The following is a 26,258-nucleotide window of genomic DNA, read 5'->3' as shown; positions in this document are numbered from 1 at the left end:
TTGCCTTTAAAAAGTCAACGCGGGTGCAGACATTGGCATAGGTATATCCCATTGACATATCCCGACTGAACATTATTATGCAGGGCTGTATGGAGGCATGTATGTCCAGGACGACCTTGTTCCAATCAAACCGCTCACAAGCCGTTCGTTTGTCTAAGGACGTGGCTTTTCCCGAAGGCGTGAAGGAAGTGACAATTATCAGAGAGGGCGGGCGGCGTATTATTGTGCCGTCCAATAATGTCTGGGACGATTTTTTCGCAGCGCCTGGCATAGACCTTGGAAAGCGCAGCCAACCGGATACTCAGGTCCGTGAGGACTTTTAATGCTCCGGTATATGCTGGATACAAATCTCTGTATTCGTGTCCTGAGGGATCGGCCACAGAGCGTTCGTGAGCGCTTCAATGCTGAAGCGGATGGATTGTGTATTTCAACCGTCATACTGACTGAATTGCTGTACGGTGCCGAAAAAATCTGACCGTCCCGCTTTGAACCGAACGAAAGTCGAGCAGTTCGCAGCCCGGCTGGAGGTCTTGTCATTCGGACCTGAAGCCGCTGCTCACGCGGCAGATATCCGGGCAGACCTGGAGCGTAAGGGTACGCCAATCGGCGGTTACGATGTGCTTATCGCTGGTCATGCGCGCAGCCGGGGACTCATCGTAGTCACCGGGAATCTGAGAGAATTTTCACGGGTCGAGGGACTTCGTTGCGAGGATTGGTTCTCCCCAGCGCCTTAACCTGCTGCTCCGATTGTCAAAGTTGCCGGTCCGTCCTTATTGTCAATTCATTCACCCATTTCGTAAATCCCGGAATAAACAATTGGTGATAACGTTGTTCTCATAAGGGGGCCGCCAACACTGGTCGCTCCGATGCAGGGAACAAGCTGATGACGACAGATTTGCGTAGCTTCAATGTGCTGTTTCTGTGTGCCGATAATTCGGCGCGGTCCATTCTGGCCGAGGCGTTGCTCAATCGCCTGGGCGCCGGCCGCTTCCAGGCCTATTCCGCCGGCTATGGCGTGGCCGAGGCCGTCAGTCCTCACGCCCTGACGCTGCTGGAAAAGATCAATTACAATTCCGACCGGGTCCATGCCAAGCAGATGGCGGCGGTCATGGATGACGCCGATCCGGGCTTCGATTTCATCATCCGCCTGTCGCCGGATCGCCGCGGTAGTGCGCGGATGCCGCAGTTTTCGGGCACGCCGGTTATTGTCGACTGGCATATGCCCGATCCCGCCGATGCGATAGGGCCTTCCGGCATTACGGCCTTCGCCGATCTCTTCAATCACCTGGCGGCGCGCATTGATGTCCTGGCCAATCTGTCGGAAGCCTGTCTGACCAGCCCTCAAATACAGGCGCGCCTTGACCGCATGGGCGAGGACGCTCTGCGGCTGGCGGCGTAATCGATAGGGCTGAGACTATGCAGCCATATCGGTTTCTGTCTTGACGGCCGGCACCTGGCTTGCAGGCGCAGGTCGCCTGATCCAGCGTTTGCTCATCCATTGCCGTATCGGTTCATCAACCCGGCGTTCCAGAAGAATGCACAACGGAATCAGCAGGCCGAGCGTCACTATGCCCGCAAATGGCGCATATTTTTCAGGATGATAGCGCAGCATGATCTCGGCGTATTTCCACGCCTGAAAGTGCAGCAGGTACAGCGGATAACTGGCCGCACCCAAAGCCAGCCAGAGGCTGGTTGTCCGCCCCGAGGCAGCCTTGGAAAGCATCAGCACCGCCGCCGGAAAGATTATCATCACGGCTAGCAGATCGATCACGCCGTCGAACGGGTCGCTCCGGGGCATGAGCATGGGCAGGCAGGCGATCCCAAGAACTAAGGGCGCAGGCAGTCGGTTGAGCGGCAGCGCAATTCCGTCGCGGTAGCGGAAAAGGGCGATGCCGGCGAAAATGCCAAACACGGCGCGCGCAAGCCCGCCGCCGAATTCGGGCCAGGAAACGCCGAGATCAAGGTTGCCGTTAACCAGCGCCAGTCCCGCTATCACCAGACCTGAAATCATGATCACCGTGAGTAACGCCCGGCCCTTGAGGAAACGATGACACGCCGCATAGACGATATTGACGGCCATTTCGAAGAACAGCGACCAGTAGACCAGGTTGACGGCAAACAGAACGGGGCCGCGTGGCGAATATGACGGCAGCATGAAAAGGTTCAGCGCCATGGTCTTGGCGGCGAAGAGCAAGCCAGCCGGTGTTATGCCTTCGACACCCAGATAGGTTTTCAGGAACAGGGGCAGGGAGACCACGAAAGACATCAGGTAAACGGGATATAACCGTATGAGTCTGACCTTCAGAAAGTCCGGAACCGACATTTCGCCCGAAGCCAGGCGGGCATCATAGGCGCTGGCGATGACAAACCCGCTCATCAGGAAGAAGATATCGACCGCCAGATGGCCATGGGCCAGGCTGAACCCCACAGGGTGTCCGCGTGAAAAATCATGACAATGATGGCGGCGGCGCCGCGTAAACCATCGAGATAGGCGTATCGATGTTTGTGCATCTGTCTGTCCGAAGGAAGATTGTACCATTCCGCGACACAGTGGCGCGAGACAGAATCCGTTATTCAATATAGATGCCAATGGGAATGTTGATTACAGTAATACCGCTTTTATATGATCAAAAAATTTGTCGGGGCGGTAACCGGATCACGGTGCGCGGTCAATTTTTTTTCAAAAAGCCGGGATTTGCATTTCCGTCAGGGGGCGAATCGTTTTTCACCGTTCACGCATATGCACGAAAGCGTGTGAAGACAGCCGGGATATTGTGAGGGAAGAATGGGAAACTCGCCTTTAAGTTTCCATAGTTTTATTATAGCAGAACACTTCGCTCACAGTTTTATCGCGCAAATGCAGCTTTCGCTGCGCGCGGTCCGTTTCCAAAGGCCTCCCCATGATCAGCGAAGACGCGGTGGTAAATCTCTTTGCTCTGGCGCATCCCGGCCGTCTGAACGTCTTCCGCACCATCGTGAAAGCGGGACCGGACGGCATGGCGGCGGGCAAGATCGCGGCCGCCAACACCATCCCGGCCAATACCGCCTCGACCCACCTCCAGCATCCTGACCGGCGCCGGGCTGCTGACCGCCTATCGGGACGGCCGTTCGATCATTTACCGCGCCAACTTCACCCACTATGCCGAGCTGATGAGCTTTCTTCTGGATGAAGTGACGGAAAATAACGCCGAAGCCGCGACGGCGCTTCGGGCCTGGTTCAAGGATCATCCCGCCGCAGACCCTTCCGCGCGCGTTCAGGCATAGCCGGTTTTCGCCACGATCTGGCCCCGATTGCCCGGCGTGCCCGCCAGCACCTATGGCTTTTTTATTTTTTGTGCAGCGATGGGGTACGGCCTCTTATTTAAACAGCCCCATTTCCACCAAGGCGTGTCCTTATTGTCAGTCTCCTCAGCCAGCATTCGCTCAACAGGTGCAGATCGTTAAAAATGAGGACTGTTATGAAGAACGTATATAAGGTCTCCGGTATTCTGGCCGCGGTTATGGCGGCCACCGCCCTTGGCGCCTCGGCCCAAACCACGACCCCGACCACAAGCCCAGATGCGCAGCCCACCGTGCCGCCAGTTACGGCACCCGTCACGGCGCCGGCTGTCGATCCGGCCGCCCCTGCTGCGACGCCCGCTGCCGCGCCGGCCGTGGCCGCCGATGCCAATGCGGCCAAGGACTTCATGAAGGAAGCCTTCATGGCCAATGAGTTCAGCATCGCCGCCAGCCAGTTGGCCGCCACACAAGGCGAAAGCGCCGATGTCAAGGCGGCCGCACAGGCCGTGCTCGATAACGCCCTGAAGACCCGCACAGCGATGGTGACGGCCATCCAGGGTTCGACCTCGGACATGCACTTCGACCAGAATTTTACCGATGACTACAATATGAAGCTCGGTGAACTGAAGGCCGCCAAGGGCGCCGATTTCGATACCAAGTATGTCACTGCAATGGGTGATGTAACGGACAAGGCCGAGGGTGTGTTCAAGTCCTATGCCGCAACCGGCAGCGATGAATCGGTCAAGACCTTCGCTGCCAACACCCTGCCGATCCTGGCCACCAATGGCGACAAGCTCGACGCGGTTTCTCAGGGCGGCAATTAAATATTTCCGCGCCAGTGGGTCAGGTCTTTGGCCTGATTATGGGCGAAAAAATCCCCCAGACCGTCCTGGGGGATTTTTTATGGCCTTAGCGGTTCAGCCCAGATTACCTGTTTAACATAGCCATGCCGGCATCGGTGTAGCGGGCGCCGGCAAAGCCGGTATCGGCAATGACGGCTTCGATATCGCTGAGATCGGCGGCGCTCAGGACAATCTCCGCCGCAGCTATGTTTTCCTTCAGGCGGTCGAGGTGGCGCGTGCCGGGAATAGGCGCGATCCACGGCTTCTGCGCCAGCAGCCAGGCCAGGGCAAGTTGCGCCGGCGTGACGCCCTTCGCCCTGGCGAGGTCGGTCAGGGCGTCGACGGCACGGGTATTCTGCGCCTTGGCATCACCGGTAAATCGCGGGCTGGTATTGCGGTAGTCTGTCGGATCGAGCGCGGCGTCCTTCAGTGCGCCGGTCAGGAAACCGCGGCCGAGCGGCGAATAGGGCACGAAGCCGATGCCCAGTTCCTCAAGCGTCGGCAACACTTGCGTTTCCGGATCGCGGGTCCACAGTGAATATTCGCTTTGCAGGGCGGTAACCGGCTGCACCGCATGGGCCTTGCGGATCGTCTCAGAGGAGGCTTCCGACAGGCCGAAATGCTTGACCTTGCCGGCCTTGATCAAGTCGCCGACCGTGCCGGCCACGTCCTCGATCGGCACATCGGGATCGACGCGGTGCTGGTAGAGCAGGTCGATTTCATCGACCTGCAGGCGCTTCAGCGAGGCATCGACCACCTCGCGAATATGATCGGGCCGCGAATTGACGCCGGTCAGGCTGCCGGGTTGCTGACCCATGGCGAAGCCGAACTTGGTGGCGATGACCACCTTGTCGCGCACGGGTTTCAGCGCCTCGCCGACCAGTTCTTCATTGACGAAGGGGCCGTAGACCTCGGCGGTATCGAAGAAGGTGACGCCAAGATCGACGGCATCGCGCAGCAGTTTCAGGCAGGCGTCGCGGTCGGAAGGCCCATAGGCCCAGCTCATGCCCATGCAGCCGAGGCCGAGCGCGGAGACTTCAAGACCGGCCTGGCCGGGTCTTTGGCCGAGTTTACGTGTTTTCATTTGGGGAGGCTCCTCTCACAGAAAGCCTCGCATATGTGGGGATGGGACTTGGTCGCGCAAAGGGTTCACGCAGAATGTTACCGCAGCCTATGAAAGCTCAGCGTGCAGGGACGTATCCCCGGCTTAAGCCGCGCCTCTGAGCGCCCGCTGCGCCGAAACCTGCGCGCTGGCCTGGTTCTTCACGTACAGCCCGCGCATCCCCGGCATCGGCTTGAAGGCATCGGTGATGCCGAGCACGGTTTCGGCGGCGCCGAGGAACAGGCAGCCGTCATCGGCCAGCAGGGTCGCCATCTGCTCTAGAACGCGCTTCTTGGTTTCCAGGTCGAAATAGATCAGCACATTGCGGCAGTAGATCACGTCCTGGCGGCCAACCATGCGCAGGTCGTCGAGCAGGTTCATCTTCTTGAAGCGGATCGACGAACGCAGCTTCGGCGAGATGCGCCACATCTCGTCGACCTTTTCGAAATGCTTGACCATCATGGTGATCGGCAGGCCGCGCTGGACCTCGAACTGCGTGTAAAGCCCGGCCTGCGCCTTTTCCAGGCAGCGCTCGGAGATATCGGTGGCCAGGATATCGAGGTTGAGGCGCGGATACTGGATGCGGGCCTCGTCCATCAGCATGGCCAGCGAATAGGGCTCCTGGCCGGTAGAGCAGGCAGCGCACCACACCTTGATGTCGCCGGAAAGACGCGTCTTGGCCAGGGCCGGCAGGATGTCGCTCTTGAACTGGTCAAACGGGATCTTGTCGCGGAAGAAGAAGGTTTCGTTGGTCGTCATGGCATCGGTGACGGCGGCCATCAGCTTTTCGTCGCGCTTGGTGCGCAGGGCGGACAGCAGGGCCGAAACATTGGCGAAGCCTTCGCGGCGCGCCACAGGCGACAGACGGCTCTCGATCAGATAGGTCTTGTCCGATCCCGAGGATCAGGCCGGAGCGGGTTTTGAGCGTGGCGGCGAGGTGTTCGATATCTTCAGGTGTCATTAGTTTGGACGCTCCCCGCGCGCAAAAGCTTTACAGGCCGCACTGAGCCCTTCGATCGGTTTGATGATTTCAGCGAGGCCCGCTTCGGCCACGGCGCCGGGCATTCCCCAGACGACGCTTGAGGCTTCATCCTGCACCATGACGGAGCCATTGACATTGACCAGCGCCTGGGCGCCGTCACGGCCATCGTGGCCCATGCCGGTCAGCACCACGCCGAGCGCATGATTGCCATAGGCGTCGGCGGCGGACCTGAACAGGGGATCGACCGCCGGGCGGCACCAGTTGACCTGCGGCCCCTGGTCGAGCTTGATCTGCTTGACGATCGGGTCGTTCTTGATGGTCATGTGCCAGTCGCCGGGGGCGATATAGATGTTGCGGCTCTCGATCAGCATTCCGTCCTTCGCCTCCTGCACCTTTTGCGGCAGGGCCTTGTCGAGGTGTTCGGCGAGAATGGCGGTGAAGGTGGCCGGCATGTGCTGGACGATCAGCACGGGGATCTTCCAGTCAGGGCCGAGGCCGAGCAGGAAGGCGCGCAGGGCCGGCGGGCCGCCGGTAGAGGCCCCGACCACGAGGCAGTCTATGCGCTTGGGGCCGGTGCTGCGCGGCCGTAAGATCGGTGGGGCCGGTGTAATGACAGGCTTTGGCGCCATGACAGGCGCGGGACGAGGTGTCAGGGCCGAGGGGCGCTCCAGCGTGGCGGGCTTTTCCGTTGCCGGTGCCGGCGCGGCTGGTGCAGGCCACGAGCGCGTGCGGCCGCACAGCGCGCGGATCTTGGTCAGCAGTTCGGTGCGGAAGCCGTCGGCGCCGCCGATGCGGGTCGAATCGGGCTTCGGGATGTAGTCGGCGGCGCCCAGTTCGAGCGCGCGCAGGGTGACATTGGCGCCGCGCGTCGTCAGGGTCGAGGCCATCAGCACCTTGAGGCCCGGCTTGGCCGCCAGCAGCTTCGGCAGGGCTTCGAGACCGCCCATGTTCGGCATCTCGATGTCGAGGATCAGCACATCCGGCTGGATTTCCTTGACCTTTTCCACGCCCTTGGCGCCATCGATGGCCAGACCGGCCAGCACCATGTCCGGCTCATGTTCCAGCCAGCGCGAGATCAGCCCCCGCACGACCGCCGAGTCATCGACGATCATGATCTTCAGGGGCCGCAAGGACGCAGCGGTATGGGGATTCAAAGACATGAATGGAGCCGGAAAAAGTGAATACGCGATATTTTTTTGTTAGGCGTTTCCTCCCCGAAAGCGCCCGCCTTGGGGCGCTTCCAGAGTCGTCAGGATATTACAGCAGGCCGACTTCCGAGAACTTGGCTTCGAGAATTTCACCGTCGAACGGCTTCATGATGTATTCGGAAGCGCCTTCGGTCAGGGCTTCGGTGATGTGGGCCAGGTCGTTTTCGGTGGTGCAGAACACCACGACCGGCGCCTTGCCGCCATCTTCCTTGCGCAACTGGCGCAGGAAGGTGATCCCGTCCATGACCGGCATGTTCCAGTCGAGCAGGATGGCGGAGGGCATTTTTTCCTTGCAGGATTTCAGCGCTTCCAGGCCGTCATTGGCCTCGGAGACCTCGAATTGCAGGTTTTCCAGGATGCGTCTGGCGACCTTGCGTATCACGCGGCTATCATCGACAACGAGACAGGTTTTCATCCTGTTTTCCCCTAATATTCTAAAAGGCGTTTATGCGGCCTTCAGATGTGCGGCATCCAAAAGCGTGTGTGGATCCAACACTATCAGAAGTTCCTTTTCCAATTGATAAACGCCGACGATTATTTCTGCCCAGCGCGGGGGAAGGTTGCCGGGAGGGGCGTGGAACTTTTCATCGTCAAGCTTGAGGACTTCATCGACCGAGTCGATAACGAGGCCATAGGAATCACCGTGGACTTCCAGGCCGATAGCCAGGGGCTCGGGCGCGCCCTCTTCGCGGGGCGGCAGGCCCAGACGGCGGCGGGCGCAGACAGCGGTGACGATGCGGCCGCGCAGATTGAGCACACCGGCGATTTCGGCGCGCGACAACGGCACGGGGGTCAGGCCGCGCGGATGGAAGACATCGTGGACGCGGGCGGCATCGACGCCGAAAAGCTGGCCGCCGACGCGGAGGGTTACATAATCACGCAGGCTCATGCGACGGCTTTCTCATTGGTGGCGGCAGCCAAAGAACCAGGTGTTCGCTGGTGTTCGGCCAGACCGCGCAGATGGTAATAATCGACATCGAGGATTTCGCAGGCGCGGCCGGCCACAATGGCGGTGCCGCGAACGCCCGGACGATCGGCAGAAAGCTCGATGGTCATGTGGTCTTCGACGACATCGACGATCTCATCGACCGCCAGGCCCATGGCGTAGCCTTCACCGGTGAAGACGAGCAGGGGCTGGATATGTGTCTCTTCCGAACGCGACGACAGCAGGCCGGAGAAATCGCTGTTGACGGTCAGGATCGGCATCAGCTTGCCGCGATATTGCAGGGCGGCGCGGCCTTCCATGATCTCGATCTGAGACGATTCGACGTGTTCGAGGCGGGTGATATGTTCGAGTTCGACCGCCTTCGGCGCGCCGTTGCCGGCCTTGAAGAGCAGCATGGCGACCTTCTGGCTGCCGGCGTCGGTGACGGTCTCTTCCGTCTCCTCGGCGGCCTTTTCTTCCAGCATGTTGCCGGCGCGCTCGGACATGGCGTTCGGATCAAGGATCAGCACAACCGAACCATCGCCCAGGATGGTGGCGCCGGAGAAGACATCGACATCGCGCAGGATGGTGGCCAGCGGCTTGACGACAATTTCTTCCGTATCCAGCACGTCATTGACGACCAGGCCATAGCGGCGTTCGCCGACCTGGATGACCATGACGAAGGTGGCGTCTTCGTCCTTCGCGGCTTCAAGCTGGAGCGTCGGGCCAAGCTGGACCAGCGGCAGCAATTTATTACGGAGACGCAGGACCAGCGCGTCATTGATCTTTTCGATCCGGTGCTCGGCGTTTGCGCCGGTGCGGACCAGTTCCATGACCGAGGTCTGCGGCACGGCGAATTTCTGCGCGCCGGCGCCGACGATCAGGGCCGAGACGATGGCCAGGGTCAGCGGAATCTTGATGGTGAAGGTGGTGCCCTGGCCGGCCACCGAGTTCAGGTCGATCTGGCCGCCGATCTGCTCGATATTGGTGCGCACCACGTCCATGCCGACACCGCGGCCGGAGAGATTGGTGACTGCCGCCGCCGTTGAGAAGCCGGGTGCGAAGATGAAGCGATGAATCTGCTGATCATTCATGCCCTCGACTTCGCCGCGCGAGGCCAGGCCCTTTTCAATGATCTTTTCGCGGATGCGGGCCGTATTCAGGCCGCGGCCGTTATCGGCGATGCGGATGACGATGTAGCCGCCTTCGTGGAAGGCCGCCAGCTTGATGGTGCCGTTGGCCGGCTTGCCAAGCTGGACGCGTTCCTCGGTGCCTTCCAGGCCGTGGTCGGCCGAATTGCGCACCATGTGGGTCAGCGGATCGCGGATCAGTTCGAGCACCTGGCGGTCGAGTTCGGTGCCTTCGCCTTCCATGACGAGGTCGATCTTCTTGCCGAGTTCGTAGCTAAGGTCGCGCACCAGGCGGGGCAGCTTTTTCCACGCCGCGCCGATCGGCTGCATCCGGGTCTTCATCACGCTGTCCTGCAACTCGCCGGTCAGCGTCGAGAGGCGTTGCAGCGGGGTGGCGAAGGCGGAATCTTCACGATTTCTGGAAATCTGGAGAAGCTGGTTGCGGGTCAGCACCATTTCCGACACGAGGGTCATCAGACCTTCGAGCACATCGACCGACACGCGGATCGATTGCGTGGTGGCGATGCCTTGCGCGTCTTCGCCGCCAAGCGAAGGCGCCGGCTCGGGCGCGGCGGGCGCTTTCGGGGCGGCGTGGGCTGCGGCTTTGACCGGTTCAGGCGCTTTGACGGGCTCAGGCTTTACTTCGGCGACCGGTTCCGGCGTCGAATCGTTCATCCAGTCCGGCGCCTCGGCGGCGGCGAAGGCGGCTTCGAGATCGGCTTCGGAGACTTCGCCGGGGCGCAACTGGCGGCCTGTGGCGGGATCGATATCGCCGGGCTTGAGGCCATCTTCCGGGCCATCTGCGGCAGCAAACGCGGCTTCCAGTTCGGCTTCGGACACCTCGCCAGTGGCGCAGTGCGCGGCCGGTGGCGGGGTCGATATCGCCGACGCCGAGCGCTGGCGCGGTGATTTCAGCGGCGTCGATTTCGGCGCCGATCGGGCGGTCCGGCACTTCGACGGTCTTTACGGTGGAAAGATCGACTTCCTGGCCCTCGGCCATGGCCTCTAACTGCGAAATCAGGTCGTGATCGTCGCCATCGGGCTCGTTGCCGGTGGCTTCCAGTCCGGCCAGGATTACCTTGATGCGGTCGATGGAGTGCAGAACCAGGGTCACGGCCAGCGGCGTGACTTCCAGCTTGCCGTCACGGAAGCGGCCGAGCAGGGTTTCGCCGGCGTGGGCCACGGCTTCGAGGCGCGACAGCCCCAGGAACCCGCAGGTGCCCTTGACCGTGTGGACCAGGCGAAAAATGTTGTCGAGCGTCTTGCGCTCGGTGGGGTTGGCTTCGAACTTGACCAGTTCGCTATCGACGACCTCAAGGCTTTCAGCGGTTTCGGTCAGGAATTCAGCAATTAAGTCGTCCACAACATACCCCGTGTTTACTGCTCGCCCTGACGGAAATGAGACTCCAGGCAGGGCTTTTCACGAGCCATAGTGAACAGCTTTGGTTAAGGGACCGTTGCCACAATCTTACCAAAGTCTGAATTTTATCCGATTGTCGCAGGCGGGTTGTTTTTGAGGACGAAATTGGGCGCTTGTCATATGGCACGGTCAAGTATACACTGTATACATGACAACCAGAGACCGCATCCTGACAATCGCCATCGCCGAACTCGAAGCCAAAGGACTGGAGGGTTTGAGCCTGCGCGCCGTCGGCCAGAAGGCGGGGATAACGCCGATGGCGGTCTATCGTCATTTTGCCGACAAGGCCGTCCTGTTGCAGGCCCTGGGGGAATACGCGCTTGGGGTCTGGCAGGCACGTATCCAGGCGCAGACGGGATTGCCGCTATTGGCAGGCTTCGCGGCCATGGCCACGGCCTTTATTGATTTCGCGCTTGATGAGCCGGCCCTGTTCGACGCCGCCTTCGTCCTGAAAACGCGCGCCGAACGCATCTATCCGGAAGATTTCGAAGCCGGGCGCTCGCCAGTGATCGGCGGATTTGCGCATCGTCTTGCTGAAGGGCAGGCGGCGGGACTGGTGCGCGAGGGGCCGCCGCTGGAACTGGCCATGGCGGTCTGGGGCGTGTTGCAGGGTCTGGTGGGTCTGCATCGCTCCGGTCGGTTCAACCTGTCACGGCCCGACTTTACGGCGCTGTGTTTGCGCTCGGCGGAACGAATTTATCTCAAGGGAGACGGGCAATGAAATGGGGCATAGTCGCAGCTTTACTATCGGGGGTCTTGCTGGCAGTGAGCCGCGATACCGGACAATTCGGCTGGCTGGTGCTGGTGGCGCCGGTGCCGCTGCTGGTTTACGCCCTGCGCGTGTCGAAAGCCTTTTTGGTCTTCGGCCTGGCCTTTCTCGCCGGCCTGATGGGCGAGGCCGGACCGATATGGTTTTATGGCCGCGTCCTGCCGCTGATCTATGGGCTGGCGGTCTATCAGGCTCTGGTGTTTGCCCTGGCGGTGCTGTTTATGCGCGGGCTATATCAGCGCGTGTCACCGGCGGCGGCTGTGCTGGGCTTTGCCACCATGACCGCCGCCATCGAATATCTCTACGGCCTGGTGTCGCCAAACGGCAGCTTTGGCGCGCTCGGTTATACGATGGTCGATGTCCTGCCCCTGCTGCAAACGGCCTCGCTGGCAGGCATCGCGGGCCTGAGCTTTCTGGCGGCTATTATACCGGCCGGACTGGCGGTTTTGTGCCTCAGGTCGCGTGATGTGATGGCGCTGGCGGTCTGGGCTGTGCCGGTTTTGGCGGCGCTGGTGTACGGTTTCTGGCAATTGTCGCAGCCATCCGGGCCTTCCCTGCGCATCGCCCTGCTGAGCGATGACCGCTATGCGGGACGGATATATGACCATCCCGAAGCCGGTCCTGAAATCGCCGCCGCTTTTACCGCGCAGATTGCTCAAGCGACGGCACAAAAACCGGCCGCCATCGTCATCCCGGAAAAGATGCTGGCGACGGGCGCGCAATTGACTTCGGACAGCGTGATCGTCGCCGGTCTTGATAGTCTCGTAAAAGGCGGTCGTCTGAATGTCGCCGCACTTTATGAAGGCGCGAACATGCGTTTCTATCTCAAGAAGCGCATGGTGCCGGGACTGGAAGCGGAATATCTGCCGGGCCATTCCGAACTGATCACTCATATCGATGGACAGGCTATCGGTGTCGCCATCTGCAAGGATATGGATTTTGCTTCCGATCTACGGCTTTACGGGAAGCGTGACGTGGCGTTGATGCTGGTGCCCGCGTGGGATTTCGACCGCGACGCTTACCTGCATGGTCGGATGGCCGTGGTGCGCAGTGTCGAGAACGGTTTCTCTCTGGTGCGCTCGGCTTCACAGGGGCTGATGACGTTGAATGATTCAAAGGGCCGGATCATTGCCGAAAAACGCACAACCAACGGGCCGTCGATGTTGATTGGCGATCTGCCGATGGGCCATGGTGGCACGGTGTACAGCTGGCTCGGTGATATCTTTGCGCAAGGAATACTGGCGCTGTGGGTGGGGCTGTTCGGTCTGATGATCTGGCGGTGGAAGGCGGAAAAGTAAGAAACCCCACCACCATTTCGCTAACGCTCATGGTCCCCCTCCCCAACGAGTTGGGGAGGTATAAAAAAACTATACCTCCCCGGCTATGCCGGGGAGGGGGACCGACGCGCTCTTGCGCGTTGGTGGTGGGGTTTCTTACTTGATGTTTTCAGCAGGCCCCACGTCCATGCCATCGTAAACCACAGATATGAAATGGCTTGCAGTTTCTTCCAGCGCTGAATTTCGTATGTTCAGGCTATCGACAGAGTGTGTCTCGACACGTTCAACATGTAATTGCCACTCCTGAGTCGCTTGAGGCGTGTCGGATTCGCGTTTGCGAATTTCCACCAGCCTATAGCCCTCACCTGTCAGTTCGGTGGCGACCTTTTCTAATTCACCTTGATCGGTTCCTGTGAAGAAGTAACCCCACAGCATATTCTCTTTCATATTCCAGGGTGTTTGCGTTTCGATGTTGGCGAACATTTCTTCCAGTTGGGCTTTTGGAATATGCCGTTGTTGAGCCAAGACTGGTCCTCCAATAAAGGCAGTCGCAATAGCCAGGAATACGCCGAGCCTTCTCATGATTGTTCTCCGACAGGTATGAAATCGCCTGATGTCATGAAAACAAACGAAAATACCGGTGAGATCAAGCTGTTTTACCATCTTGACATCATCCGACTTTGACTTTTGCCCCCCAAACCTATATCCCCCGCCGCATGTCAAATACCCCTGAAACCGAAGCGCCACGCCGCCGCACCTTCGCCATCATCTCGCACCCGGACGCCGGCAAGACCACCCTGACCGAGCATCTGCTGCTGGCCGGCGGATCGATCCGCGCCGCCGGCCGGGTGCGCGCGCGTGGCGAAAACCGCCGCACGCGTTCCGACTGGATGAAGATCGAAAAGGAACGCGGCATCTCGGTCTCGTCCTCGGTCATGACCTTCGAGCACGACGGCAAGATGTTCAACCTGCTTGATACGCCGGGCCACGAAGACTTTTCGGAAGACACCTATCGCACGCTGACCGCCGCCGACGCCGCCGTCATGGTGCTTGACGCCGCCAAGGGTATCGAGCCTCAGACCCTGAAGCTGTTCGAGGTGTGCCGCCTGCGCGACATCCCCATCATCACCTTTATCAACAAGATGGACCGCGAGGCCGAAGACGCCCTGGCCCTGCTCGATGAGGTGGCCTCGAAGCTGCAACTCGACCCGTCGCCGCTCTACTGGCCGGCCGGTTCGGGCAACCGTTTCCGCGGCATGATAGAGCTGAAAACCGGCCTGTTTTACCCCTTCACCAAGCGCGATAGCGGCGCCGAATACGATCAGGGCCACGAAGGTCCGGCGCCGCTCGACGAGGCTGTGGCCAAGGGCTGGCTTTCCGCCGATGAACGCGCGGAACTGACGGAGACCGCCGAACTGATCCAGGGTGGTTTCAAGTCGTTCGATGAGGAAAGCTTCCTGGAAGGCCATATGACGCCGGTGATCTTCGGTTCGGCCCTGCGCCACTACGGCGTCAATCAATTGCTGGCGGCGATCGGCGGTTTTGCGCCGCCGCCGAAGGTGGTGAAAGCCTCGAAGGCCGGCGTCGACGCCACGGTCAATCCGACCGACAAGGAAGTCACCGGCTTTGTGTTCAAGGTCCAGGCCAATATGGACCCGAACCACCGCGACCGCATCGCCATGCTGAAACTGACCTCCGGCAAGTTCCAGCGCGGCATGAAGCTGAAAGTGCAGAACACCGGCAAGCAACTCAGCGTCAACGCGCCGATTATGTTCTTTGCCTCGGACCGCGAACTGGCCGAAGATGCCTTTGGCGGCGACGTTATCGGCATTCCCAACCACGGCGTTTTGCGCGTCGGTGACTCATTGTCCGAGTCCGGATTAATCCGTTTCGCCGGACTGCCGAACTTCGCGCCGGAAATCCTCCAGCGCGTGCGCGTGAAAGATCCGCTCAAGGCCAAGCACCTGAAAAAGGCGCTGGAATCCCTGGCCGAAGAGGGCGTGACGCAATTGTTTCGTCCGTCGATCGGCTCGGATTTCATTGTCGGCGCCGTGGGGCAGCTCCAGTTCGAGGTCATGGCCGACCGCCTGGCCAATGAATATGGCCTGGAATGCGTGTTCGAGCCATCGCCATATGCCGAAGCGCGCTGGCTCGGCGGCGACGCGGCCAAGATCGAGGATTTCGGCGGTAAGTACCGTTCTCAGATGGGCGCCGATATCGACGAGGCGCCGGTCTTCCTCGGCAAGTCGGGCTGGGAGATAAATTACGTCTCCGAGCGCTTCCCGGATGTGTCGTTCCAGAGGACGAAGGAACGGGGCTAGATATTGCCGCCAAAGTAGTTATTTTACGTAAACGCACGGTCGGTTGATTGACAGCTCGATTAAATACAGCCCGCGGGGGAGGGAATGATTGGATTTCAAAATCCATTTTTCAAGAGCAAGTCAAAAGAAGCTGAAGGCGAATACGTTGCGGGTGTTTTAGCTTTACAGAAAGGTGACAACAGTGGCGCAAGTAAGCATTTTGGCAACGCGGCAAGACAAGGGCATATTTCTGCGGTTTATAACCTTTCCCTTCTTTGGGGCGGCGGCAGCATAACGCCATATGATTTCGATTTAGCTGCGGACTGTTGGTATAAGGCAGCCGAAGCAGGGCATCCTGGTGCCAAGTCTGCCATATGGCAGCTTGAAGCGTCTGACCGAGGGGGATTTGGGGGTGATAATTTGGCTAAATTTGCCGAAGAAACCAATGATGGTAATTTAATACCCTCTATAATGATCTGCGCAGCTCGTTTTTATGATGTGGTTTGTAGAAAGTATGGAGCCACGGTAGATGTTATTGCATATGAATTGGATGCAGCAGCAACAAGTGATTATGACTTTGTGCATTCATTCATCAGGCGAACAGGCATTGACAAGAGCTTCTATGACGGTGGTTTGCGCAGACTAAAGTCTGGGTCGGCCGCTGACCAAATTACCGACGGTTTGAACAAGTTGCATATAGCGATGACACGTTCCGGAATAAGCGGAAACCTAGCCCTTATGGCGCGATGCTCGATTGTGGGATACATCATCGCAAAATCCACATATGGAAGCCGTTCTCAACCACTTTGTGGAACTGACACATTCTTTTTGAGCTAATAAAATGAGGAATTGGGTTCACGGCAAAGCCTCAGCAATTTTTTGGATTACTCTGGCAATATACCTAATTATTTGGGCAACCGTTTCTTATGTTGGGGTCTATGTGACTTATGTTGGCGGCCCAATTTTATTAATATCAGGTCTCGCGGCATGGTTCACAAAACCTAAGCACAAAAATTAGAGATTTATTATTTTAAGCTGTGTCTCCGAACGCTTCCCCGATGTGTATTTCCAGCGGACAAAAGCGCGGCTCAAACGAATTGTATATACAATTTGACTTGGCGGATAAATTGTATATACAATTTGCATGAAGATCGACTTCGATCCTGCCAAGGACCGCACCAATATCGAGAAGCATGGTTGCTCGCTCGCCTTGGCGGAGCGGTTCGAGTGGGACGGAGCCTATACAATCCCCGACACCCGCTTCGACTATGGTGAAGAACGCTTTATTGCCGTGGGCTATATTGGTTCCCGACTTTATGTCAGCGTTTATACAGACCGGGGCGACACTAGGCGCATTATCGGTTTGCGCAAAGCCAATCCACGCGAGGACAAAAAAATATGCCCAAGTTAAAACCTGATCATATTTCCCTTACGCCGGAAGAGGACGCTATCGTTACAGCGGCAGCCATGGCCGATCCTGATTCCGGCTACCTCACCGAAGAAGAGTGGGCCGAATTGGAACCCTATGCTTTTATCGGTCGTTATCCGCCCAAGAAAGTCGCCATTTCCATCCGGCTCGATCAGGTAGTGCTTGATCATTTCAAGGCGGCTGGTGCCGGTTGGCAGGGCCGGATCAATGCCGCTTTGCGCCGGATAGCCGAGGCTGAACCGGTGTCGGTCCCAAGGTCGCTCCATGAACCGGATGCGCAGGCTTTCGACCACAAGAAATAGCCGTTTATCCGAAATCCGCTTTCATTTCTATTTCACATTGAAATTTCTGACGCTGTCTCTAAAAGATGTGGAGATTAGGCTGTTTAGGGTAGCGAAATGGATGAAATAAAAAAGGACGGTACAGGGGATGCCATTACGATTTTGGCAATGGGAGCATTAATATTATTGAGTCTCCCGATTGTCCTGCCGCCTTTGCTTTTATTTGGGGGTCTAATTGCGGCGCTGATGACGGGCAATAGAAACTTCATAAAAACAACAACAAAGCTTATGCAAACGTTGTGTGTGATAGGGGCGCTAGGTGTTGGTATATGGTCCATTATGGAATATAGCGCGGCTGAACAAGCAAGTGCTAATGTTCCAGCCAATCCAAATTTGAGCGCTGATTATTACCTTTCTCCATTAGACCTCCACCTGAAATACGGGTCAGAAGCTGATAGTCGTCTTAGCGAACAGGTCGATGCCAATAATCGGTATCAATGGGCCACATCGATAGTTGACGAACATGTCATGGAAAGTCGTGTCGGAGGCTTGATCGCGCTACTGGCAATAGTCCCCGTCGTTCTCTTAAAGTTTAGATGGGCTGATCCTCTGAACCGCCAATTTGATAAAATGCACGAAGCGATCAACCGTAAGAAGCCAAAACAAAAAGAAGATAAATCCCCGCCTATTATGGCAAGAGATGCGCTTACGACATATTCGGTTGCCGATGAACTGATCAAATGGAAGTCTCTGAAAGAGGAAGGCGTCATTGACGAGGCCGAATTTGTTAAAATCCGCGACAAACTGATGCAAAAGGATTCTGTAATGTTTGCTAAAGCCATGTCGTCGCAGATTGCCCTGGTCTGGATGCTAAAGCAGTAAAGATGGTTCTGTCGCTATGGTTACGTCGAATAAGAACCTGGAAGAAACGTCGCAGCAGCGAAATCGGGCGGAGTGATGAGGGTTTACCGCGCTGGATCGGGCGGTAAAATCAAGAAACCCCACCACCACCGCGCAAGCGCGCGGCGGTCCCCCTCCCCGACAAGTCGGGGAGGTATAAGATGCGTATGGTGGATAAACCGTCCTTATCCACTGCTTCCGGCACTTCCTTTGCAAATGTCCATTTACCGCCGAACGGAGCGTATCGTCCTGATACGCTTTTCGCTTCGGAAGCGATGGACAAGCGATGTTTGAATTTGGCCGTGAACTGAGGCGCATCTTTCGTAACCACGGCCGGATCGATTCCGATCCCAGCCTGTACGAGCTGATGAACCTGCAACTGCTGATCACGCAAGGGCGCCAGCTCGATATCGAAGGCGGCCGGGTCTCGACCAAGAACCGCTTTGCCCCCTATCTCGAAGCCGCCCAGGTCTGGCGCGAATATGGCCGCCGCACCGGTGATCCGGTGGCGCTGCGCCGTGCCGCCTCCGCCGCCGAAAAACGCCGGCAAGGAAGCCAAAACCGCCGCCGAGGCCGCCATCGCCGCCCTGGAACAGGCCCAGACCTGCATCCTGTCTTCCGATCTTTACGAAACCCACGACCTGCTGACCTCTGCAGAGGACCTGCTGGCCGGGGGCCGCGCCGCCATTCAGGACGATGAAGCCATTCGCGCCCGTTTCAACCGCGTGGAGGCGCAACTGGCCGCCCGTTTGGCGGTGAAGCAGGGCGTCGGCGAAGACCTAGAACTGGCCCTGCTGGCCATGTCCCATATCGATCGCGCCGTGGAGCGCGCCGACAAGCGCGTGCAGCAGACCCATGCCGCCGCCGACAAGATCGAGGCCGCGCAGGCGCGTTATGAACGCGCTGACCTGCTGACCCTGGTGGGGCTGGATCGTTGCGATCCGTCGCTGATGGCGGCGGTGATCAAGGACTTTGAAGCGCTGCAGGCGCGCTTCGATCCGGCCTATGAGCCGGTCACCTGGTCGCGAGTCAATCTGCGCCTGGGTATGGCCATGGTATGGAAAGGCGAGATCGAGGGCAATCCGGGCATCATCTCCGAAGGTATTTCACTGCTCAGCACAGAGGAAGAACCGGTTGATTTCGAACATTCGCCGCTGGACTGGGTGGCGCACAAGCAGGCCCTGGCCATGGGCTTGCAGGCCCTGGCCGAACTGACGCTCAATCAACAGATCTACGAAAAGGCCATGCAGGTCTATGACCTGGCGCTGAAGCGGCCGCTGCAAAAGGGCCTGTCGCTACGCGGGCAACTGATCAACAACCGCGCCGCCTGCCTGGCCAAACACGCCGAACTGAAGGGCGATCTCCAGTCGCTCGATCAGGCCGAGGCCGATTTCAAGGCTGAACTGCGCGCCTGCAAGCCGGAGCATGATCCGGTCGGCTGGGCGATCCTGCAAACCAATCTGGCGCGGCTCTATGTGGCGCGCGGCGATATCACCGGCTTCATGATGGAACGCGCCGAAGCCGCCTATGCCCTGGAAGCGGCGCTGGAAATCTTCGACGAGCAGCATCTGAAAAGCCTCTCTAAGGGCGCGCAGGCCCAGCTCGATCGCGTGCGCGAACAGGCGTAAAACATATTGTCCCTTGATGCGTTTTTGCCGGAAGATTCCGGCGGGGCGCACAGGAGGACATGACCATGACCGTAACCACTTCGAAAGGGCTGGCGCGCGACAGCGTGCTGAAGCCCGGTGAAACCACCCTGACCGATGCCGCCGGCCTGCCGTTTACGCCGGAAAACCGCGAACGGCACGGCTCGGAATATGTGCCGACCGGCATTGACGATAGCCACCATCTGCACAGCGGCGCCGCGCTCGATATCGATGCCGCCGACATGCCGGAAGAGGGCGCGGTGGCGGTGCATGACACCGACGAAGACCTGCTCGCCATTGAGCGCGAAACCCCGATCGCCGATGATACAGGGCCGGTGCGGTGAGCCGATATGACATTGACCGGCTAATCCTGACGCCGGACGATATCGACCTGTCGCGCTCGCCCCTGGCTGGGCATTTAAAGGCCGAAACCTATGTGCTGGGCGCCTTCAATCCCGGCTTGACCCGGCTGGCCAATGGCAACCTGCTGATGATGGTGCGCGTCGCCGAAGCGCTGCGGACGCCGATCTTCGATAATCATGTCCATTCCATCCGCTGGGACGAGGGGCGGTACGGGCTCGATCCGTGGCCGCTGGACCTGGTCGATACGGCCGATCCGCGGGTCTTCAAACTGCGTGGCGGGGGCTGGCGGATCATCGCCCTGACCTCGCTGTCGTGGTTCCTGCCGGTCGAGCTGTCGCCGGATGGGCTTGAGGTCATTGCCATGCACTATGACAAGGCGGTGGCGCCGGAAAACAGCCTGCAGTGCTACGGCATAGAAGACCCGCGTATATCGCGGGTGGATGGCCGTTTCCTGATGACCACCTGTTCGATCAGCCCGGAGCGGCAATCGACCACGCTCTACAGTTCGCAAAATGGTCTCGACTGGGTGTTCGAAGATATTGTGCTCGATCACCAGAACAAGGACATGCTGATCTTCGAGGGCAAGGTCGGTGGCGAATACTGGGCGCAGACGCGGCCGCTCGGTGATCTCTATTTCGCCTATCCGCCGGGCAGTGAATGGCGCGCCGGGCCTTCGATCAACCTGGCTTCGTCAAAGGATGGGCTCTATTGGAAACCCTGCCGCAGGCCGGGCATTCGCCCGCATTCCGGCACCGTGGCGACAGCGCGCATGGGCGGCGGCACCCCGCCGATTCTCACGCCGGAGGGCTGGCTCAGCCTGTGGCACGGCGTCGAGCCAAAGGAAATCATAGGCATCTATCGCACCTACTGGTCGCTGCTGGACAGGGACGATCCGGGCCGGATACTTCGCACCAGTCACGTGCCGCTGATCGAGGCAAATGCGGAGCTGACTCGACCGATCGAGGACCAAGTCTATATCCGCGACGTGGTGTTTACGACCGGGATTGTCGATGGCGGTGATCATTATATCGTGGCGTCGGGTGAGGGCGACCTGGCCTGCCGGATCACCCATGTTCCGAAGTCGGTTTTTACCGAGGCGAAAGCGGAAGCCCTGAGTGAGCAGGGCATTAACTAAGATATCTCCTCCCCTGCGAAGCGGGGAGGTGGCGCCGCGAAGTCGGCGACGGAGGGGGCTTTCCAATGTTATTAGGCCCCCTCCGTCTCGACGCGGCCTAATGGCCTTGCTCGATACCTCCCCCGCTTTGCAGGGGAGGAGAAGGAAGTCTATGCTACCGGCCTCAACCGATAATGGCCGACGCCCCATTCCGAACCGCCAGCATGGCCCCACAAACCGGCCGTGGCCAGGAAAAACAGCCGCCAGCGCCGGCGCCACAGGCCCGCATCCTTGCCATAGACGGATTTCAGGATCGGTTCGATCTGCGCCTGGTGGGCATCGAAATTTTCCAGCCAGTCCAGGGCGGTGCGGCGGTAGTGCTCGCCCGACCAACGCCATTCGGCCTCGACCGTGAACAGGTCAGGGAAGCGATGCGGCAGATCCTGCGCCGGCATGATGCCGCCGGTGAAGAAGTACTTGCCGATCCAGTCATCGCTGTCTGCCTCATGATTGAAGCGGTAGGAATGCGTCTTCGAGGTGAAGACGTGCAGGAAGAGAAAGCCGCTGGATTTCAGCCAGGTGCGGGCGCGCGCCAGCAGTTCGCGCCAGTTCGACATGTGCTCGAACATCTCGACGCTGACGATGCGGTCGAACATCAGGTGCGTGGTGAAATCGTTCATGTCGGCGGTGATGACCGTCAGGTTGGTCAGTTTGCGCAGGACGGCCTGGCGCTCGATATAGTCGCGCTGGGACTGCGAATTGGATACCGAAATGATGCGGGCGTTGGGATATGTTTCGGCCATGTAAAGCGACAGCGAGCCCCAGCCGCAGCCCAGTTCGAGGATGGTCTGGCCGTCCTTCAGGTCGGCGTGGCGGCAGGTCTCTTCCAGGGCCAGAACCTCGGCCTCATCGAGCGTGGTGTTGTCCGACGGGTAGAAGCAGCAGGAATATTTGCGCCGCTCCCCCAGAATATAACCGAAGAAGCGGTCGGGGATTTCATAGTGCTGCGCATTGGCCGCGGCGGTATGGACGGCGATCGGATAATCGTTCATGGCGGCCACGAATGCCTCTTCCGGGAGCGCGGATTGCGCGATCTTTCGCTTGCTGCGCCCGACCAGAAAGTCGATGGCGGCCAGGGTCACGGCGTTCGGCAGGGGGGCGCGTTCGGCAAGCGTGGTGGCGAGGTTCATGATCGGCTCTTTGGGGGTAAGGGAAAGAAGGCGGAGGTGCGGGCGGCGTAATCATCAAACGCCTGGCCGCGGGTCTCGCGCATGTGTTTTTCGAGCGGCGGAATGCCGGAGACGTAAACGAGCAGGATGTACATCTGCACCGGCGCCAGCACGGCCAGCCAGCCGAACGGGCCGGACAGCGCGATCACTGCCCAGCCGCACCAGCCCAGCCACTCGAAGAAATAATTCGGATGGCGCGACCAGCGCCACAGGCCGATATCGGCCACCGCCTTCTTGTGCGTCTTGCCAAAGGCGCGGAGCTGGCCATCGGCCACGCCTTCGCCAATGAAGGCAATGAGCAGGACGGCGATGCCGATCAGGTCCGTGGCGGCCGGAAAGGGCGCCGGACTTATAGCGGCGAAGCGCACGGCCACCACAAGCACAAACGCGGCGATGGCTTGCGCCTGCAACATGCCGAAGAGATAGACTGGCCAGTCCCTGGGGTGATCGGCCTTTATGGCGGCGTAGCGCGGATCGTCCTCGCCTTCATGGGTGCGCGCGGCGATATGCAGGCCCAGCCGCAGGGCCCAGACGGCAACCAGCAGGCCGACGCAGATACGGCGCAGGTCATTGGCGCCTTCGGCCGGCAAAAGGGCCGCCGCGATCCCGCCGGCGCCGACCGCGAAGGTCCATAGCGTATCTATCCAGCCGCTCTTGCCGGTCAGCAGTTGCACGGCTGTGGCCGCCATCATGATGGCGCTTATGCCGGCGAAGAGGCCGATCAGGACGATAAGGTTGGATGACAGGAGCATGGGCATTTCCGTGTGACCTGCCAAGGCTTACGGAGGGCGCGCGTCGCCGGTTCACCGCGGGCTGAAAAAATCGCGTCCTGATCCGGTGCGCGGTTACGGGCGTATCTGTTTACGGCTGGCTAAAACCGGAGTGATTCATGCGATTGAAAATCCTGATGGCCGGGCTCGTCCTGGCGGGCATAACCTCCTCTGCACAGGCGATGTCGCCGCAGGGCGACTGGGCGCGCGGAGACGGCAAGGCAAGGGTGCGCATCGCGCCCTGCGGCGAGGATATCTGCGCCGTCAACACCTGGATACGACCGGGCACGAAGGATGAAAAAACCGGCGACCGGCTGGTCATGATGATCACCGACCAAGGCGACGGCAAATGGACCGGCAAGGCTTACGACCCGCAGCGAAAGCTGCACTACCGCCTGAAAATGCAGGTGGCTGAAAACACCATGACGACGACCGGCTGCGTGCTGGGCGGCCTGATCTGCAAGGGCGTCGACTGGACGCGGATTGAGGGTTAGGTTTGCCTGCCGGGTGCGGCTTCGAAGTCCGCTTTTTGCGCCGCGAACGCACGTTGGTAGGCGGGCCTGGCCTCGCCGCGCGCCACATAGGCGGCCAGGCCCGGATATTCGTCCAGCAGGCCCGATGGCCGCAGCCTGAGCAGGACCGACACCATCATCAGATCGCCCGCGCTGAAGGCGCCATCGAGCCACTCATCGTCGCCCAGGCGGGCAGACAGCGGCTTCAACCGGTCGCGGATGCGGTCCTGAACCAGGGGCAGGCGTGCTTCGGCCCAGGGTTTGTCGCGTTCGATAATCCGGGCGGTCACCAGGTCAAGGATCGGCGGTTCCACCGTATTGGTCGCGGCGAACATCCAGGTGATGGCCCGCGCGCGGGCATTGGAATCTTGCGGCAGCAGGCCCGGATGGCGTTCGGCAATATGGAGGACGATCGATCCGGTCTCGAACAGGACAAGATCGCCGCACTCATAGGTGGGAATCTGGCCGAAAGGGTGCCGCGCCAGGTGCGCAGGCTGTTTCATGGCCTCGAAGGAGAGATGACGGACCTCATAGGGCTGGCCGGTTTCCTCCAGCGCCCAGCGCACGCGCGTATCGCGGGCCAGTCCCCGGCCGCCATCGGGTGAGCGTTCAAAAGCGGTAATGACAGGCGGCATAGGCAGGCTCCGGATTGGTGTACCGATTAAGCGCGCCATGAGGATCAAGTCAATGATCGTCGTCTGTGCCGGGCGGTGTCAGACGGACGCCGCGTTTCTTCAGGGCTTCGCGCAGAAGCATTTCAAGCTGGGCATTGGTCGAGCGCAGTTCGGACGCGGCCAGGCGTTCTACTGCCGCCAGGACTTCCGGCGGCAGTCGCAAGGGATAGGCTTTCTTGCCGGGCGAGGCCATCAGAGCACTTTCCGAAAAGTGTGACGCACTTTTCGGATTAAAAAGTGCGTCAAAGTAAAGAGCTAGAGCATAGATCCGATTCAGTCGGATCTATGCTCTAGCCGTAAAGTGTGCCGGTATTGACCACCGGCTGGACTTCCCGATCGGCACACAGCACGACCAGCAGGTTTGACACCATCGACGCCTTGCGCTCCTCGTCGAGATCGACGACGCCGCGCTGCGACAACTGCTCCAGGGCCATTTCGACCATGCCGACGGCGCCGGCGACGATCTTCTGGCGGGCGGCAATCACCGCCTCGGCCTGCTGGCGCTTGAGCATGGCGCCGGCGATTTCCGGCGCATAGGCCAGGTGCATCAGGTGGGCTTCATCGACCGCCACGCCGGCCACCGCCACGCGCGCCTGCAAATCCTCTTTCAGCCGGGCGCCGACGATATCGGCGTCATCGCGCAGGGTCGGCTGGCCGTCATCGGCGTGATCATAGGCATACTGGCGCGCCGTTTCGCGCAGGGCTGTCTCGATCTGGATATTGACGAAGGCGGCATAGTCATCGACATCGAACAAAGCCTGCGCCGAATCGGCGACATGCCAGACGATATTGGCGGCGATCTCGATCGGATTGCCGCGCTGGTCATTGACCTTCAGGGCCTCGCTGGTGACATTGCGGACCCGCAGGGACACCTTGCGGCGGCCATACCAGAAGGGCACCCAGCGCAGGCCGGTATTGCGGTCGCTGCCCTTGTAATTGCCAAAAACGGTGAGCGCCACGGTCTGGTTGGGCTGGACAGTGTAGAAGCCCATCAGCAGGAAGAGCGCCGTCAGGGCCGGCGGTATGGCCCACAGCGGCATCCGCATGACCGGGGCGATGACGGCCGCCACCACGAGCGCCAGGAAGACCAGCAGCATGACGCCGCCATTGCCGCTTTCGCCGACGCGTTCACGGGTACTGTTTATCGGTTGATCGTTCATATCACCCTCCCTTAAACATCCATTTCCTTGACGACAAATCCCTTGCCGAGCATCTTCGGCCTGACGCTGAGGATCCGGTGCATCTTCTGTTTGCGCAGAAGGAAATTTTCGACAATCGCGCCATTGGTGGCGTCGTGTGACGAACTGTAGTTCAGGATTTCCCAGCCCTGCGCCACCAATTCGCTCAGGGGCCTGCTGTCATCGGTCATCTTGCCCTCCATAAAGTTATATCAAAGTGATATCACTTTTGGAGCGAAAGGTCCAGTATTTTAAGAATAGCCAGCTTCTAGGATGTGGACCTTAAGCAATGCGGGTGGCTATGTCGGCCGGCCTTTGTCGACCCATTCGCGCATTGCATCTACCATCTGAACTGTTGGGTAGGACTTAATATCTTCTTCAGAGGAGCCGCGGCCAAGTTCGCGTTCCCAATACCATTCTTGAAATGTGGCGTAATCGCTAAGTATTTTGGCGGGGCCTGTTGGATCCGCATTGGCTTGTCTTAAAAGCCAATTTCGTACATGGCGAACGGCTTTAATATGGTCCCCTCCGTGAGCATGGATATCCCAACCGGAAATATCAGACAACGACTTCTGATAATCATACTGGGTATGCTCAAGTATGAGGATCGCTTTAGAAGATAACGAATTTTCACCTAGCCTTCGGGCGCCATGATCAATGCCCAATTCAAAAGGCATATTCAGTCTTGAATATTCATTGGCTGAGATGGATTTACAGCGGCTTAAATCGTGTATAGCGAATTTTGATTCTCGAATTAAATCAATAATTCGATCTAATCTATTTGCCGCATTATCGGCATTTTCGGGTGCCAATCGAGGATAGAAGCCCAAATCGGTCACACAGAATGCCACCGCCTGCAGCAAGGGGGCAAACTCCGGATCAAAAGGGCAATTGATAAAGACAGATTTTTCAAACGGGATTGGCAAAT

General features: G+C 59.1%; 30 protein-coding genes and 2 pseudogenes. 16 read left to right on the top strand and 16 right to left on the bottom strand.

What is annotated here, in order from left to right; translation table 11 throughout:
• The first annotated feature begins 101 nt into the window (after positions 1-101).
• The 3 genes and pseudogenes from NVV72_04665 to NVV72_04655 all read left to right on the top strand — a co-directional run bounded on the left by NVV72_04665 (position 102) and on the right by NVV72_04655 (position 1,399).
• Positions 102-323, top strand: a complete 222-nt coding sequence (locus NVV72_04665; protein MCR6658655.1) for an antitoxin — start codon at positions 102-104, stop codon at positions 321-323.
• Positions 323-734: pseudogene (gene vapC / locus NVV72_04660) on the top strand (tRNA(fMet)-specific endonuclease VapC). Before NVV72_04665 ends, vapC begins: the two are co-directional and overlap by 1 nt.
• Positions 735-883: 149 nt before the next feature.
• Positions 884-1,399, top strand: coding sequence for an arsenate reductase ArsC (locus NVV72_04655; protein MCR6658654.1), 516 nt, complete (start codon positions 884-886; stop codon positions 1,397-1,399).
• A gap of 15 nt (positions 1,400-1,414) precedes the next feature.
• On the opposite strand, the gene NVV72_04650 is transcribed toward NVV72_04655, so the two are convergent.
• Positions 1,415-2,578, bottom strand: a complete 1,164-nt coding sequence (locus NVV72_04650) for an acyltransferase (protein MCR6658653.1) — start codon at positions 2,576-2,578, stop codon at positions 1,415-1,417.
• Between the two features lie 322 nt (positions 2,579-2,900).
• On the opposite strand from NVV72_04650, the gene NVV72_04645 reads away from it, so the two are divergent.
• Both NVV72_04645 and NVV72_04640 read left to right on the top strand, forming a co-directional pair.
• Positions 2,901-3,170, top strand: a complete 270-nt coding sequence (locus NVV72_04645) for a helix-turn-helix domain-containing protein (protein ID MCR6658652.1) — start codon at positions 2,901-2,903, stop codon at positions 3,168-3,170.
• Between the two features lie 288 nt (positions 3,171-3,458).
• Entirely contained in the window at positions 3,459-4,103 is a 645-nt protein-coding gene (locus NVV72_04640; protein MCR6658651.1) for a DUF4142 domain-containing protein, read from the top strand.
• A 103-nt stretch (positions 4,104-4,206) separates the two neighbouring features.
• Here the strand turns inward: NVV72_04640 and NVV72_04635 are convergent, their stop codons facing one another.
• From NVV72_04635 to NVV72_04610, 6 genes and pseudogenes are all read right to left on the bottom strand, one after another.
• Positions 4,207-5,205, bottom strand: coding sequence for an aldo/keto reductase (locus NVV72_04635; protein MCR6658650.1), 999 nt, complete (start codon positions 5,203-5,205; stop codon positions 4,207-4,209).
• Between the two features lie 123 nt (positions 5,206-5,328).
• On the bottom strand, positions 5,329-6,078 hold the full coding sequence (locus NVV72_04630; protein ID MCR6658649.1) for a protein-glutamate O-methyltransferase CheR: 750 nt from the start codon (positions 6,076-6,078) through the stop codon (positions 5,329-5,331).
• Positions 6,079-6,183: 105 nt separating this feature from the next.
• On the bottom strand, positions 6,184-7,365 hold the full coding sequence (locus NVV72_04625) for a chemotaxis response regulator protein-glutamate methylesterase (GenBank protein MCR6658648.1): 1,182 nt from the start codon (positions 7,363-7,365) through the stop codon (positions 6,184-6,186).
• 97 nt (positions 7,366-7,462) lie between these two features.
• Positions 7,463-7,828: a response regulator gene (locus NVV72_04620; protein ID MCR6658647.1), complete on the bottom strand. Its 366-nt coding sequence runs from the start codon at positions 7,826-7,828 to the stop codon at positions 7,463-7,465.
• A gap of 30 nt (positions 7,829-7,858) precedes the next feature.
• A complete protein-coding gene (locus tag NVV72_04615) occupies positions 7,859-8,302 on the bottom strand; it encodes a chemotaxis protein CheW (GenBank protein MCR6658646.1) in 444 nt (147 codons plus the stop codon).
• A pseudogene (locus tag NVV72_04610) lies at positions 8,299-10,831 on the bottom strand (chemotaxis protein CheW). Before NVV72_04610 ends, NVV72_04615 begins: the two are co-directional and overlap by 4 nt.
• A 205-nt stretch (positions 10,832-11,036) precedes the next feature.
• Here NVV72_04610 and NVV72_04605 point away from each other — a divergent pair.
• A complete protein-coding gene (locus tag NVV72_04605) occupies positions 11,037-11,609 on the top strand; it encodes a TetR/AcrR family transcriptional regulator (protein MCR6658645.1) in 573 nt (190 codons plus the stop codon).
• A complete protein-coding gene (locus tag NVV72_04600) occupies positions 11,606-12,955 on the top strand; it encodes a hypothetical protein (GenBank protein ID MCR6658644.1) in 1,350 nt (449 codons plus the stop codon). The genes NVV72_04605 and NVV72_04600 overlap by 4 nt, the downstream gene beginning before the upstream one ends.
• Positions 12,956-13,090: 135 nt before the next feature.
• On the opposite strand, the gene NVV72_04595 is transcribed toward NVV72_04600, so the two are convergent.
• Positions 13,091-13,516: a ribonuclease E inhibitor RraB gene (locus NVV72_04595; protein ID MCR6658643.1), complete on the bottom strand. Its 426-nt coding sequence runs from the start codon at positions 13,514-13,516 to the stop codon at positions 13,091-13,093.
• A 134-nt stretch (positions 13,517-13,650) separates the two neighbouring features.
• On the opposite strand from NVV72_04595, the gene NVV72_04590 reads away from it, so the two are divergent.
• The 5 genes from NVV72_04590 to NVV72_04570 all read left to right on the top strand — a co-directional run bounded on the left by NVV72_04590 (position 13,651) and on the right by NVV72_04570 (position 17,826).
• Entirely contained in the window at positions 13,651-15,255 is a 1,605-nt protein-coding gene (locus NVV72_04590) for a peptide chain release factor 3 (GenBank protein ID MCR6658642.1), read from the top strand.
• A gap of 84 nt (positions 15,256-15,339) precedes the next feature.
• Positions 15,340-16,071 (top strand): hypothetical protein, encoded by a 732-nt coding sequence (locus NVV72_04585; GenBank protein MCR6658641.1) that lies wholly within the window; start codon positions 15,340-15,342, stop codon positions 16,069-16,071.
• Between the two features lie 307 nt (positions 16,072-16,378).
• Positions 16,379-16,645 carry a BrnT family toxin gene (locus NVV72_04580; GenBank protein ID MCR6658640.1) on the top strand — a complete coding sequence of 89 codons (267 nt, stop codon included), beginning with the start codon at positions 16,379-16,381 and terminating at the stop codon, positions 16,643-16,645.
• Complete coding sequence (locus NVV72_04575) at positions 16,633-16,965, top strand: BrnA antitoxin family protein (protein ID MCR6658639.1); 333 nt, start codon at positions 16,633-16,635, stop codon at positions 16,963-16,965. The genes NVV72_04580 and NVV72_04575 overlap by 13 nt, the downstream gene beginning before the upstream one ends.
• A gap of 96 nt (positions 16,966-17,061) precedes the next feature.
• On the top strand, positions 17,062-17,826 hold the full coding sequence (locus NVV72_04570; GenBank protein ID MCR6658638.1) for a gp26 family baseplate hub assembly chaperone: 765 nt from the start codon (positions 17,062-17,064) through the stop codon (positions 17,824-17,826).
• A gap of 109 nt (positions 17,827-17,935) precedes the next feature.
• On the opposite strand, the gene NVV72_04565 is transcribed toward NVV72_04570, so the two are convergent.
• A complete protein-coding gene (locus NVV72_04565) occupies positions 17,936-18,403 on the bottom strand; it encodes a hypothetical protein (protein ID MCR6658637.1) in 468 nt (155 codons plus the stop codon).
• On the opposite strand from NVV72_04565, the gene NVV72_04560 reads away from it, so the two are divergent.
• The 3 genes from NVV72_04560 to NVV72_04550 all read left to right on the top strand — a co-directional run bounded on the left by NVV72_04560 (position 18,363) and on the right by NVV72_04550 (position 20,988).
• Positions 18,363-19,472: a hypothetical protein gene (locus tag NVV72_04560; GenBank protein MCR6658636.1), complete on the top strand. Its 1,110-nt coding sequence runs from the start codon at positions 18,363-18,365 to the stop codon at positions 19,470-19,472. The two genes, NVV72_04565 and NVV72_04560, sit on opposite strands and share 41 nt — an antisense overlap.
• A 65-nt stretch (positions 19,473-19,537) precedes the next feature.
• Complete coding sequence (locus NVV72_04555) at positions 19,538-19,834, top strand: hypothetical protein (protein MCR6658635.1); 297 nt, start codon at positions 19,538-19,540, stop codon at positions 19,832-19,834.
• Positions 19,831-20,988 (top strand): glycosidase, encoded by a 1,158-nt coding sequence (locus tag NVV72_04550; GenBank protein ID MCR6658634.1) that lies wholly within the window; start codon positions 19,831-19,833, stop codon positions 20,986-20,988. Before NVV72_04555 ends, NVV72_04550 begins: the two co-directional genes overlap by 4 nt.
• Positions 20,989-21,137: 149 nt before the next feature.
• Here the strand turns inward: NVV72_04550 and NVV72_04545 are convergent, their stop codons facing one another.
• Complete coding sequence (locus NVV72_04545; GenBank protein ID MCR6658633.1) at positions 21,138-22,157, bottom strand: cyclopropane-fatty-acyl-phospholipid synthase family protein; 1,020 nt, start codon at positions 22,155-22,157, stop codon at positions 21,138-21,140.
• A complete protein-coding gene (locus NVV72_04540; protein ID MCR6658632.1) occupies positions 22,154-22,948 on the bottom strand; it encodes a DUF1295 domain-containing protein in 795 nt (264 codons plus the stop codon). The genes NVV72_04545 and NVV72_04540 overlap by 4 nt, the downstream gene beginning before the upstream one ends.
• A 137-nt stretch (positions 22,949-23,085) precedes the next feature.
• Between NVV72_04540 and NVV72_04535 the strand changes: the two genes are divergently transcribed.
• The gene (locus NVV72_04535; GenBank protein MCR6658631.1) at positions 23,086-23,460 is read left to right on the top strand and encodes a DUF2147 domain-containing protein; all 375 of its coding nucleotides are present in this window, start codon (positions 23,086-23,088) and stop codon (positions 23,458-23,460) included.
• On the opposite strand, the gene NVV72_04530 is transcribed toward NVV72_04535, so the two are convergent.
• From NVV72_04530 to NVV72_04510, 5 genes are all read right to left on the bottom strand, one after another.
• Positions 23,457-24,113, bottom strand: a complete 657-nt coding sequence (locus tag NVV72_04530; GenBank protein ID MCR6658630.1) for a glutathione S-transferase family protein — start codon at positions 24,111-24,113, stop codon at positions 23,457-23,459. The two genes, NVV72_04535 and NVV72_04530, sit on opposite strands and share 4 nt — an antisense overlap.
• A 49-nt stretch (positions 24,114-24,162) precedes the next feature.
• The gene (locus NVV72_04525) at positions 24,163-24,345 is read right to left on the bottom strand and encodes an Arc family DNA-binding protein (GenBank protein MCR6658629.1); all 183 of its coding nucleotides are present in this window, start codon (positions 24,343-24,345) and stop codon (positions 24,163-24,165) included.
• Positions 24,346-24,442: 97 nt separating this feature from the next.
• Positions 24,443-25,312 carry an SPFH domain-containing protein gene (locus NVV72_04520; GenBank protein ID MCR6658628.1) on the bottom strand — a complete coding sequence of 290 codons (870 nt, stop codon included), beginning with the start codon at positions 25,310-25,312 and terminating at the stop codon, positions 24,443-24,445.
• A gap of 11 nt (positions 25,313-25,323) precedes the next feature.
• Positions 25,324-25,521, bottom strand: coding sequence for a hypothetical protein (locus tag NVV72_04515; GenBank protein ID MCR6658627.1), 198 nt, complete (start codon positions 25,519-25,521; stop codon positions 25,324-25,326).
• 108 nt (positions 25,522-25,629) lie between these two features.
• Positions 25,630-26,256: a hypothetical protein gene (locus tag NVV72_04510; GenBank protein ID MCR6658626.1), complete on the bottom strand. Its 627-nt coding sequence runs from the start codon at positions 26,254-26,256 to the stop codon at positions 25,630-25,632.
• Positions 26,257-26,258 lie beyond the last annotated feature (2 nt).

The organism is Asticcacaulis sp. (genome assembly GCA_024707255.1).
Classification (GTDB): Bacteria; Pseudomonadota; Alphaproteobacteria; order Caulobacterales; family Caulobacteraceae; genus Asticcacaulis.
This window is presented reverse-complemented; position numbering and strand designations above follow the sequence as displayed.

Coding starts and splice junctions, on each gene's coding strand:
- NVV72_04665 (MCR6658655.1), top strand. CDS start 102: ATGTCCAGGACGACCTTGTTCCAATCAAACCGCTCACAAGCCGTTCGT.
- NVV72_04655 (MCR6658654.1), top strand. CDS start 884: ATGACGACAGATTTGCGTAGCTTCAATGTGCTGTTTCTGTGTGCCGAT.
- NVV72_04645 (MCR6658652.1), top strand. CDS start 2,901: ATGATCAGCGAAGACGCGGTGGTAAATCTCTTTGCTCTGGCGCATCCC.
- NVV72_04640 (MCR6658651.1), top strand. CDS start 3,459: ATGAAGAACGTATATAAGGTCTCCGGTATTCTGGCCGCGGTTATGGCG.
- NVV72_04635 (MCR6658650.1), bottom strand. CDS start 5,205: ATGAAAACACGTAAACTCGGCCAAAGACCCGGCCAGGCCGGTCTTGAA.
- NVV72_04625 (MCR6658648.1), bottom strand. CDS start 7,365: ATGTCTTTGAATCCCCATACCGCTGCGTCCTTGCGGCCCCTGAAGATC.
- NVV72_04620 (MCR6658647.1), bottom strand. CDS start 7,828: ATGAAAACCTGTCTCGTTGTCGATGATAGCCGCGTGATACGCAAGGTC.
- NVV72_04615 (MCR6658646.1), bottom strand. CDS start 8,302: ATGAGCCTGCGTGATTATGTAACCCTCCGCGTCGGCGGCCAGCTTTTC.
- NVV72_04605 (MCR6658645.1), top strand. CDS start 11,037: ATGACAACCAGAGACCGCATCCTGACAATCGCCATCGCCGAACTCGAA.
- NVV72_04600 (MCR6658644.1), top strand. CDS start 11,606: ATGAAATGGGGCATAGTCGCAGCTTTACTATCGGGGGTCTTGCTGGCA.
- NVV72_04595 (MCR6658643.1), bottom strand. CDS start 13,516: ATGAGAAGGCTCGGCGTATTCCTGGCTATTGCGACTGCCTTTATTGGA.
- NVV72_04590 (MCR6658642.1), top strand. CDS start 13,651: ATGTCAAATACCCCTGAAACCGAAGCGCCACGCCGCCGCACCTTCGCC.
- NVV72_04585 (MCR6658641.1), top strand. CDS start 15,340: ATGATTGGATTTCAAAATCCATTTTTCAAGAGCAAGTCAAAAGAAGCT.
- NVV72_04580 (MCR6658640.1), top strand. CDS start 16,379: ATGAAGATCGACTTCGATCCTGCCAAGGACCGCACCAATATCGAGAAG.
- NVV72_04575 (MCR6658639.1), top strand. CDS start 16,633: ATGCCCAAGTTAAAACCTGATCATATTTCCCTTACGCCGGAAGAGGAC.
- NVV72_04570 (MCR6658638.1), top strand. CDS start 17,062: ATGGATGAAATAAAAAAGGACGGTACAGGGGATGCCATTACGATTTTG.
- NVV72_04555 (MCR6658635.1), top strand. CDS start 19,538: ATGACCGTAACCACTTCGAAAGGGCTGGCGCGCGACAGCGTGCTGAAG.
- NVV72_04545 (MCR6658633.1), bottom strand. CDS start 22,157: ATGAACCTCGCCACCACGCTTGCCGAACGCGCCCCCCTGCCGAACGCC.
- NVV72_04540 (MCR6658632.1), bottom strand. CDS start 22,948: ATGCTCCTGTCATCCAACCTTATCGTCCTGATCGGCCTCTTCGCCGGC.
- NVV72_04535 (MCR6658631.1), top strand. CDS start 23,086: ATGCGATTGAAAATCCTGATGGCCGGGCTCGTCCTGGCGGGCATAACC.
- NVV72_04530 (MCR6658630.1), bottom strand. CDS start 24,113: ATGCCGCCTGTCATTACCGCTTTTGAACGCTCACCCGATGGCGGCCGG.
- NVV72_04525 (MCR6658629.1), bottom strand. CDS start 24,345: ATGGCCTCGCCCGGCAAGAAAGCCTATCCCTTGCGACTGCCGCCGGAA.
- NVV72_04520 (MCR6658628.1), bottom strand. CDS start 25,312: ATGAACGATCAACCGATAAACAGTACCCGTGAACGCGTCGGCGAAAGC.
- NVV72_04515 (MCR6658627.1), bottom strand. CDS start 25,521: ATGACCGATGACAGCAGGCCCCTGAGCGAATTGGTGGCGCAGGGCTGG.